The organism is Belnapia sp., from assembly GCF_059504005.1.
In genome coordinates this window covers 1-8,886 of sequence record NZ_JCACHU010000034.1, presented here as the reverse complement: position 1 = coordinate 8,886, position 8,886 = coordinate 1, and the positions used below count along the sequence as shown (strand labels likewise).

Here is an 8,886-nt window from a genome sequence, read left to right as displayed (position 1 = left end):
CCGGGCGCGGTCAGCGATGTGCGGATGGTGCAGACCTTGCGAGACGTCTGGCGCGTACACTATGCCCGCGATGACGGGAAGCTGCGCTGCGCGCCGGCCGCCTGATTTCGCCGACAGTGTCAGGTGTTCCTGAAGATTAGCGGCGAGCTGCACTATCTCTGGGGCGCGGTCGACCAGCACGGCGTCGTGCTCGACATCCTGGTGCAGGGCCGCCGCAATGCTACGGCTGCAAAGCGCTTCTTCAAGCGCCTGCTCGTCGGCCTAAAGTACAAGCCGCGGCGCCTCGTCACCGATGGCCTCCGCAGCTACGGTGTAGCGCACCGCGAGGTAATGCCCGAGGTCAAGCACCGGACCAGCCGGTATCTGAACAACCGTGCTGAGAACTCGCACCGGTCGACGCGTCGGCGAGAGCGGCAGATGCAGCGCTTTAAGTCACCGGCGCAGGCGCAGCGCTTCCTGTCATCTCACGCCGTGATCTACGGCCATTTCCGTCCGCGTCGACATCTAATGGCCGCTGGTGAGTATCGGCATGCTCGTGCCCAGGCCTTCCAGCTGTGGCGGGAGGAGACGCGCGTCCAAGCGGCAGCGTGATGTCGCGCGACGGATCGCCGCACGGCTCCGCGCGTCACGCGGCCCAACAAGTTGGCAATGCCCGTTGCTGAGCCCCAGCTTCCAAGACGAGGTAGTCATGCGCGAAGCCGGTGTAAGCACGCTCCCCGCCAGATGACAGTTTTCTCTCGCTTGGAGGTCTCAGCGATGCCTCAGAAGCCTACCAGGCTGCGAGGTCATTCCGTGAGTGTCCAACGCGCTCGCAAGGGTTCTGTTGCGGCTTTGCGACGCCGCCAAGCCGCAACAGAACCAGGGTCAGCTACCTTGGAACTCGCGCAGCCGATGCCAGTATTCATCGGCGCCCCCCTCCGGACTTCCCTCTTGCTGCCACAACACGTAGGCGCGCTCACGGAGATGCTGGTCGAGAGCGCGATGCCAGTATTCTTCCGCTTGCCCTTCTGGACGGCCGTCCTTTTCCCACAGCAAATAGGCACGTTCGCGGACGGCTTGTTCCAAGCCGAGTTTCGTTTCTGAATCCGTCCTTACTTCATCCCCGTAGGGTTGCATCGGGCCACCCCGGCTGAAATGCATCCGGGCAGTCAAGCTTTCGAGATCGCCATCAGGGACCAACCGTCCATGAGCAGCCGCCTCCAACGCCTTGGTCTTGAACTCAGCCTCGGTCACGGCTCCGCCGGATTTATCGAGCGTGATGGGGTAGGTGTGGATAGGCACACCGTTGCTGCCCAGCACGTCTACAAGACGCTCTTCCATGGCACTGTTCCTCTCCGAATGTGTCGGCCGCAGGCGCCAAGATACTCCGCCGCAACCTGCGCGCGAGGGCACCGGTTGGAAGCTGATCCCGCCGGGCGGCAGCCTCAGCAATCTCACCAGCGCCCCTCCATTCCGCTTGTGTCGGCCTGTTCTGTGGCAAGCCCAGGAATGTCAGTAGATACGTAGCTTAGCAGGAGACATTTAGTATAGCAGGTACCGGAGCGTTTGTTGTACGGCATTCCGCAGTCACGGTAGCGGAACCGGCGGCAGCCTCGAACGGAGCGCTCCGGCCGCTCGGCCACCTACACGTTCTATCCCCGTCGACCTTGCTGTATGAGTCGGCCGATCGGGCACACTCAGCCTAGTTCTGTGCGTCCTTGTGTAGCCGCTCTGAGCGGGTACAAACCAGGGCGTGGCGAGACGGTGGCGTGTGGCTTCGGTGAGGCTGGATCAGTTTTCCAAGGGGGCGGCAGTTCATCGCCGAGTTGATCGTCTGCGCGGCCCGCTGCTACCTCATGTTCCCGGTAAGCTATCGTGATCTCGAACTGATGCTGGACGACCGCGGCCTTAAGATGGCGCATACCACGGTGGTCCGTTGGGTGCAGACCTATGCACCGGAGATCGAAAAGCGGACCCGGCCGCACCTGCGCCTGAGCAACGGCTCCTGGAGGGTGGATGAGACCTATGTCCGGGTGGGGGGCTGCTGGATGTACCTGTATCGGGTGGTCGACAGCCGCGGGCGGACGATCGATTTTCTGCTCCCGGCAAAGCGCGATGCCGAGGCTGCTAAGCGGTTCTTCCGAAGGCCTTCGGCCAGCCGCATACGGTGAACTCCCGCACCACCGCCGTGGATAAGAACCCAGCTTACCCGTGCGCCACGGCGGAGCTGAAAGCAGACGACGAGCGGTTGTGTTGCGAAGTTTGCAAGGGACTGCAAGATGAACCATTGCATCCGAGAAGCGGCACCTCTTGGATGGTACGATTTTCGGTTGCCAGCGGGACGCCGTGACGGCATGCGACCTCATCGCCGTTGCCGGTCGCCGGCAACGGCATAGCCCGGCACCTAGCCCGCCAGGAAGCAGGTGAACGCAACAAATACCAGCAGCACGCTCCCGGTACACCCCAACGGTCGCTACGCGCTTGCGGCCGACGCCGGCGGGAACTGCTGAAGGTTCGCTATGGCATGTTGCAGGATTTGCGCAAGATCTCCGGCCGAATAAGGCTTGTGCAGCAATGGGAAGCCGTGGCTTGCATCTGCTGCCAGGGCGTGACTGTAGCCGCTCGTCAGCACGACCGGCAGTTCCGGCCACCGAAGACGGATGATGCGGCCGAGCTCAACGCCACTGATCCCCGGCATGACGACGTCCGAGAAGACGACGTCAAAGGCGTTGCGGTCATAGTCCAGTAGGTCGAGAGCAAGGGAGGCATCCGTCACATGGATTGTCTCGAAGCCAAGGTCGGACAGAAGCTGCGCCGCGAACTCGCCGACCTGCGTGTCGTCTTCCACGATGAGTACGCGGCAGCTTCTCGGCGCGCGCAGCTCGGACGGCGCAGCGGCCTCCGCTTGAACCGTGGCAGACAGTTTGGAGCGAGGCAGGTAGAGGGTAAAAGTCGCGCCCTGGCTGGGCCGGCTCGACACATCCACGTCGCCACCCGATTGCTTGGCAAAGCCATAAACCTGGCTGAGCCCCAGGCCAGTGCCTTTGCCAACTTCCTTGGTCGTGAAGAACGGCTCGAAGATCCGGCTCAGCGTGTTTGGCGAGATGCCGGTCCCGGTATCGGTCACGGACACCGCGACATAGTTGCCAGGGACCTCCTTGTGGCTCCGGATGGCAGGCAGTTGGGCGGATGGCCTGATTACCACGGCCAGCGTCCCCTCCCCGTGCATCGCGTCGCGCGCGTTCAATGCAAGGTTAACGAGAGTCGTCTCGAACTGGCTTAGGTCGGCTTCCACCCAGCATGCAGAACAACGCGCCTCGATCGTCAGCTCGATGCCTGCACCGAGCAGGGTCTTCAGCATTTCGGCAATGGCATTGATCCGATCTGCCGCGTCGAACACCTCCGGCTTTAAGGCTTGGTGTCGCGCAAAGGCGAGCAGCTGACGTGTCAGCGCTGCAGCTCGCTCGGTGGTTTCGGAGATCGCGTCGAGATAGCGGCGGCGGCGGTCCTCCGAGAGGTCGGGACGTCCTAGGAGTGTCGCAGAGGAGCGGATGACCGTCAGGAGGTTGTTGAAGTCGTGCGCGACACCGCCTGTGAGCTGCCCCAGCGCGTCGAGCTTCTGACTCTGGCGCAGCTGTTCCTGCGCCTCAGCAAGCTCGGTAGCGCGCTCGGCGGCCTTGATCTCGAGCGTGTCGTTCAGTTCGCGCAGCTGTTCCTGCGCCTGCTTCGTCGCCGTCACATCGCGCGAGACCGACAGGAGCTTTGCGGGTTGACCGTCCGGTCCGTTGATCGGGGTCACCACCACGTCCCACCAGCGCTGCGTGCCCCTGCGCGTGGCGGCGAAGCCCTGGAAGCGACCGGTACCGCCACCCCTGGCCTCCTGGACCGCGGCGAGGGCCTTGTCGTGCTCGTCGTCGCGCCAGAAGTCGGACCAGCAGGCGCCTTGCATGTCCTTGAAGTCGTCAACCTCCATGACGGACATGCCGCCCTCGCTCATGAACAGCACGCGCGCGTCAAGGCCGAGAACTTTGATGCAGTCCGCGGAGCTCTGGATCACGCGGCGGCTGAATTCCTCGCTGGCACGCAGGGCCGCTTCCGCCTGCACCCGCTCCGTCATGTCGATGGTCACGGACAGTAGCGCAGGCGGCTGGCCGTGCTCTCCATCCAGGCGTGTCAGGCTGCAGTTGACGAAAGTCAACGCGCCATCCGGCCGGAGGTAGCGTTTGTCGAAGGACGCAGGCTTTCCGGTCTCGCAGGTGCGTGCTGAATGCTCCAGGCTGACGACGACATCGTCCGCATGCGTCACCTCCACGAAGCCGGTCGAGAGTAGATCCTCGCGCGACCGACCCAGCATGCGGCAGAAGGCGTCGTTGACGCGGCGGAAGCGACCATCCAGCGTGATCTCGGCCAAGCCGACCGCTGCGAAGGTGAAGATGGCGGTTAGGCGTTGCTCGGTCATCCGGAGGTCGGCCTCGGCGAGTACGCGCTCGGTCACGTCCGAGCCCTCGACGAAGATTCCGGTAACGGCACCTTCAGAGTCACTGATCGGCTGATAGACGAGGTCGATGAAGCGCTGCTCCACCGCGGCCCTGGGACCCCGCTGCAATCCGACCGGCAAGCTGCGTCCGACGAACGGCTTACCAGTTGTGTAAACGGTGTCGAGCAACTCGTAATATCCCTGTCCCTCGAGTTCAGGCAGCGCCTCCAGCACCGAGCGGCCAACGATGTCGCGGTGGCCGACAAGCTGCAGGTAGGCGGCGTTAACGAACTCGAACCGCTGCTCGCGCCCGCTTAGCATCGCCATGAAGCCGGGCGCCTGCTCAAACATGCGGGACAGGCGGTCGCGCTCGGCGGTGTTGCGGCGGTCGGCCAGGATCCGCGCGGTCGTCTCGACGACGGTCACCAGCACGCTCGCAACCGCGCCGCCTGTGTCCCGCAGCGGGCTGTAGGTCAGGTTGAACCATGCGTCCTCAAGCCGGCCATTGCGCGCGGTGGCAAGCTTCTGGTTCTCGAAGGACCGTGTATCGCCTTGAAACACAGCCTCGTAGATAGGCGCGTTGAACGCCCAGACCTCAGGCCAGCACAGGCGGGTCGGCTGGCCAAGCCCCGCGGGATGCCGGGTGCCCATGAGCTTGGCATAGGCGTCATTGTAGATCTGGACGAGTTCGGGACCCGACAGCACGACCATGGCCAGGGGTGAGCCGAGCACCAAATCGACGACTGCCTGCAAGGCCAGCGGCCAAGCCTGGATGGGTCCGAGCGGCGTTGCCGACCAGTCGTGCGCGCGTGTCAGCGCGCCCATCATGCCGCCGGCAAGCGGGAAGGGGACAACCTTCGTGGCCTCTGCGGGACAAAGCTTCATGGAATGAATGGGCCTTTCGCCCTGGGCCACTTCCCTCCCGTGCGCACTGCCATCCTGATCCAGCCTGGCGGTGCATAGTGGGAGGGGTGGTGGAATAATGGCCGACCGCGACGCCGGTGCTTCATGTGCGGGCGCGGGCCGCGGCAAGGCTGCCCGTGCGCCGGGGCCAGCCCACCATTCAGGGCGGGGCACCCAGGAGGCTGGAATGCGCCCAGCCGAGGGCAGCCTCGCCATCGCCGATGTTCACCCAGCCGCCGGGAGCATGGCCGAGCACGACGTAGCTGCGTCCACGGGGCGCGGTCCACAGCACCGGCGCGCTGCCGCCGGGCGCAGCGCGTACCCGCGCCGGCGAGATCACTACGAGGCGCACACCAGGCTCCGCGCCTGTCGGTGCGGCCTGGCTGCCGGTCCCGGGGAGCGCCCCGACGCCGGCTGCGGCCGCAGCTTGCGGATGGCGGCAATAGCGCAAGCCCGGACCCGCTTGTGAACCGCCGCGGCCCAGGCCTGGACCGGCTTCCAGGATGACCATCGTTGTCCGGCCCTGTGCCGCCGCCCCCGCGGCCGGTGCCGCCATGCGTGCTGCCATTGCGGGCGGACTCAGCACGACTCTGGCGACAATCTGCATGAGCTCGGCGCCACGCACCGGGAGCGTCGCGCAAACCACGACTTCATCCGCCAGGCCAAGGGAGTACAGCCGGACATCGCCGAGCTCGCCTGCCACCCCGGCGTCGCTCAGATGCGCCTGTACGGCTGCCACGGCGGCGCTCTCATCTCGGAGGCTCAGGCCGCTCTCGCCACAAGGAGGATCCTCCGCCACGCGCTCGGCTGGCACGACAGGATTCCCGGAACTGTCGCAGCCCTCGACGGATGCCACCGCTGTGCCAGCCACTAGGGCCGTCAAGCCGACAAAGATCTTCGATCCGGCAATAGCTGCCATATGCGGCTTGCGTCCTCGTGGGGCTTAGAAGGCACGCGCGGGATGCGCGGTGGCCTGCTGCTGAACGGCCCCAATCGCTTGGAGGGCCGACACTTTGCAGATGTGACCAGGCCTGTGCGCGGCTAAATCTCGTAAGTATTTATGCACTACATAAGAGAAAAACGCAATAAAAATCGATGCAAGAAATATGCATAAATATCTTTAGTACAGAAAAAATACATTGGCCTGAAAACAAAGCGTTCCAAGTATCTGCGATAAGAAACTTTCTTCTGAAATTACTATTACAACAATTTCCGACGGAAGGCGGCGAATGGCGAATGCTCGACATGGCTAAGCCGCTCCGGGGTGAGCTTGATACTCTGCAGCGGGAGCAACACGACAAACAAACATCTGGAAATACCAGTTGCGCTTGGCGATGACGTGGGTCGTTTCATTACCGAGATCACGCTGCAGGTGGCCGTCAGCTTGAGCCGCGTCAGCATCGCCGTCCAGGCGGTCCTGGTGGGGCATCATCACAAGGCCCCCCGGCCACCGCCTCGTACTCAGCCAACGGCCGCAGCAGGACCGGCACCTCGGCCGGGCTGGCGGGGGCGCCTCCCACGATGCCGTCCGCCTCGCTCACAACGGCCCGGCTGCGAAACCCCGCCACGCCCTCGAAGTGGGCCGGCTCGATCGCCCGTCTGCGCCGGATGGTCCTTGGGTCAAGGTGTGACGGGCCGTTCGAGCGCAACGGAGGCGCGGTGCTCGGCGAAGGGGATAAACCAGTCCCAGAACCAGAAAGTAGCGATCAGCAGCAGGAGGATGGAAGGCGGTGCCAGCCAGGTAAGCCAACGCGGCAACTGCGAGCGAGCCACGTTATTCTCCTAATGCATGCCGTATGGCGATGTGGCATTGGGGGCGGCTTGGCAAACTTGTTCGGCAGACGAGGACAACCGTGGCGGCGCGCCAATGCTGTAAGACGCGCCGGCTACTTCCGTATCGCTGTTCGGGAGGCTGTCCCTCCCGCACCAAACGAGGGAGACATCCATGTCAGGGGTCGGTGGTGCCGAGTCTACGGCTGACCGTGTGGCGCACGTGATCTGCGCCCAGCCGGGTTCGGTGTAGCTGACGTCCGATGATCTTACCGGGTCTTGATGGTAATGCTGCGTCCACCGATACTGACCTCGACCCCGCTGCGATTCTGTTCCTGATAGAACCAGTATCCAGCGGCACCGAGCGCGATGCACGCCGCGCCGACGAGCAGAAACACCCTATTTTGCCGCATTGTTTTCAGTCCAGATGGGTGCCGGAGGGCAGATGCGGATGGGCGCCCGCGGCAGCCCTCCGGTTATGCGTCGCCCGAGTTTGACTGCGGGAGGCAAGCGATATTGTATCCCCGATATTTTTCCTCTATCCCGTATTGGCGCATGCATCCCGTGTCTGACGGACCCGGCGACAGCGATTACAGCAAGGCCAAAGCCAGAGGTTCAGTAGGTGTTGTAGCCGGTACGGCTGCGGCGTTGGTCGGCGTAGTAGGGCCGCTGCGATCGCTGCGACTGGTCGTACAGGTACCCGCCACCACCGCCGACACCGGCGCCGAGCAGCGCTCCGAGCCCAGTATTTCCGCTGAAAGATCCCAGGATGCCGCCCACGGCAGCGCCGCCGAGCGCGCCGGTCGCGGTGCGCTGCTGGGTCTGGTTCATGTCACCGCACCCCGCAAGGGCGAAGCCGGCAAACGTCAGGATGGCGAGTTTCGGGCGCATGGCGATGTTCCTTTCCATGCTCAGCGGACCGACCGGTGAGCGCGACGTGACGAAACGGGGGGTGGGCAGGGAAACGTCGCTTCGGCCCAGCGCAGAAAGCCATCCAGCGCGGGTTCGCCCTGGTAAGCCGGGTGGTCATGGGCCCAGGCGGCGAAGGCGATGCCGGATTCGGCAACGCTTGGCCCGGGCGATGCCACGCAGTAGAGCGGAGCAACCCGCCCACCCGCAGGATGGGCCAGCGTGTGGTACTGGCCGGCGCTGGTCAGGAAGCCCTGGCAGTAGGCGATCGCCTCCAGCCGTGCGACGCCGGACCAGGCTGGCGCGCATACCGCGGCCAGATCGGCCACAGTGCGGACATGCGTGATGACATCGGGTCCTGTTGCATCGTGAGGGCGCGGCTGCGCCCACGCCATGGGCGCGAGCAGACAGGTTAAGGCTGCAGCGAGCAGGCTTCGCATGGAGTAATCCCTTGTGATGTGGCTTGCGCTGCGGCTTCGCGGCTGGGTCGTCGCCTATAAACGCTGCTACGCCGCAACCTCATGGAGAGCATAGAACATAAGGTTGAATTATAACATGCCAATATGTGCGAACGCGACATTCGGCGGCGCGGAACGGATGGGGCGCACTCCAGGGGCGATGTCCTGCCCTGCCCCTGTAGAAGTGGTTCGCCGGTAATGTAGCCTGGCGACTGCGGCGGGAGGTTCGGGGATGGTGAGGGAGAAGGGCCAGACGCTCGAGGAGATCGTCGCCAAGCTGCGGCAGGTCGAAGTGCTGGTGGGTCAGGGCAGGTCGGTGGCCGAGGCGGTGCGGTCGATCGGGGTGACGGAGCCGACATGGCGTAACTGAGGGCGGGCGCACTCCGGGGT

At 64.3% G+C, this 8,886-nt stretch carries 9 protein-coding genes and 2 pseudogenes; 3 read left to right on the top strand and 8 right to left on the bottom strand.

The window, feature by feature from the left end:
• Nucleotides 1–123: 123 nt before the first annotated feature.
• On the top strand, nucleotides 124–591 hold the full coding sequence (locus AC5JJ1_RS05390) for an IS6 family transposase (protein ID WP_495784086.1): 468 nt from the start codon (nucleotides 124–126) through the stop codon (nucleotides 589–591).
• Nucleotides 592–864: 273 nt separating this feature from the next.
• Here AC5JJ1_RS05390 and AC5JJ1_RS05385 read toward each other — a convergent pair whose 3' ends face one another.
• On the bottom strand, nucleotides 865–1,320 hold the full coding sequence (locus tag AC5JJ1_RS05385) for a DUF2934 domain-containing protein (RefSeq protein WP_495784085.1): 456 nt from the start codon (nucleotides 1,318–1,320) through the stop codon (nucleotides 865–867).
• A 449-nt stretch (nucleotides 1,321–1,769) separates the two neighbouring features.
• Here AC5JJ1_RS05385 and AC5JJ1_RS05380 point away from each other — a divergent pair, with 449 nt between their 5' ends.
• Nucleotides 1,770–2,150, top strand: coding sequence for an IS6 family transposase (locus AC5JJ1_RS05380; RefSeq protein ID WP_495784087.1), 381 nt, complete (start codon nucleotides 1,770–1,772; stop codon nucleotides 2,148–2,150).
• Nucleotides 2,151–2,452: 302 nt separating this feature from the next.
• On the opposite strand, the gene AC5JJ1_RS05375 is transcribed toward AC5JJ1_RS05380, so the two are convergent.
• The 7 genes and pseudogenes from AC5JJ1_RS05375 to AC5JJ1_RS05345 all read right to left on the bottom strand — a co-directional run bounded on the left by AC5JJ1_RS05375 (nucleotide 2,453) and on the right by AC5JJ1_RS05345 (nucleotide 8,478).
• Nucleotides 2,453–5,284 (bottom strand): PAS domain-containing hybrid sensor histidine kinase/response regulator, encoded by a 2,832-nt coding sequence (locus AC5JJ1_RS05375; protein WP_495784084.1) that lies wholly within the window; start codon nucleotides 5,282–5,284, stop codon nucleotides 2,453–2,455.
• Between the two features lie 235 nt (nucleotides 5,285–5,519).
• Nucleotides 5,520–6,098: an SH3 domain-containing protein gene (locus AC5JJ1_RS05370; RefSeq protein ID WP_495784083.1), complete on the bottom strand. Its 579-nt coding sequence runs from the start codon at nucleotides 6,096–6,098 to the stop codon at nucleotides 5,520–5,522.
• 510 nt (nucleotides 6,099–6,608) lie between these two features.
• A complete protein-coding gene (locus tag AC5JJ1_RS05365) occupies nucleotides 6,609–6,791 on the bottom strand; it encodes a hypothetical protein (RefSeq protein WP_495784089.1) in 183 nt (60 codons plus the stop codon).
• Nucleotides 6,754–6,966, bottom strand: a pseudogene (locus AC5JJ1_RS05360) (hypothetical protein); the annotation flags it as partial. The gene AC5JJ1_RS05365 and the pseudogene AC5JJ1_RS05360, both read right to left, overlap by 38 nt.
• Nucleotides 6,967–6,979: 13 nt before the next feature.
• Nucleotides 6,980–7,132 carry a hypothetical protein gene (locus AC5JJ1_RS05355; protein ID WP_495784088.1) on the bottom strand — a complete coding sequence of 51 codons (153 nt, stop codon included), beginning with the start codon at nucleotides 7,130–7,132 and terminating at the stop codon, nucleotides 6,980–6,982.
• A gap of 612 nt (nucleotides 7,133–7,744) precedes the next feature.
• Nucleotides 7,745–8,020 (bottom strand): YMGG-like glycine zipper-containing protein, encoded by a 276-nt coding sequence (locus AC5JJ1_RS05350; RefSeq protein WP_495784082.1) that lies wholly within the window; start codon nucleotides 8,018–8,020, stop codon nucleotides 7,745–7,747.
• Nucleotides 8,021–8,040: 20 nt separating this feature from the next.
• Nucleotides 8,041–8,478 (bottom strand): Rap1a/Tai family immunity protein, encoded by a 438-nt coding sequence (locus tag AC5JJ1_RS05345; protein WP_495784081.1) that lies wholly within the window; start codon nucleotides 8,476–8,478, stop codon nucleotides 8,041–8,043.
• Nucleotides 8,479–8,728: 250 nt separating this feature from the next.
• On the opposite strand from AC5JJ1_RS05345, the pseudogene AC5JJ1_RS05340 reads away from it, so the two are divergent.
• Nucleotides 8,729–8,857 (top strand): annotated as a pseudogene (locus AC5JJ1_RS05340) (IS3 family transposase); the annotation flags it as partial.
• Nucleotides 8,858–8,886 lie beyond the last annotated feature (29 nt).

What these genes read in the sequence shown, in the direction of transcription:
- AC5JJ1_RS05385 (WP_495784085.1), bottom strand. Translation starts at nt 1,320, where the DNA reads ATGGAAGAGCGTCTTGTAGACGTGCTGGGCAGCAACGGTGTGCCTATC.
- AC5JJ1_RS05375 (WP_495784084.1), bottom strand. Translation starts at nt 5,284, where the DNA reads ATGATGGGCGCGCTGACACGCGCGCACGACTGGTCGGCAACGCCGCTC.
- AC5JJ1_RS05365 (WP_495784089.1), bottom strand. Translation starts at nt 6,791, where the DNA reads ATGATGCCCCACCAGGACCGCCTGGACGGCGATGCTGACGCGGCTCAA.
- AC5JJ1_RS05350 (WP_495784082.1), bottom strand. Translation starts at nt 8,020, where the DNA reads ATGCGCCCGAAACTCGCCATCCTGACGTTTGCCGGCTTCGCCCTTGCG.
- AC5JJ1_RS05345 (WP_495784081.1), bottom strand. Translation starts at nt 8,478, where the DNA reads ATGCGAAGCCTGCTCGCTGCAGCCTTAACCTGTCTGCTCGCGCCCATG.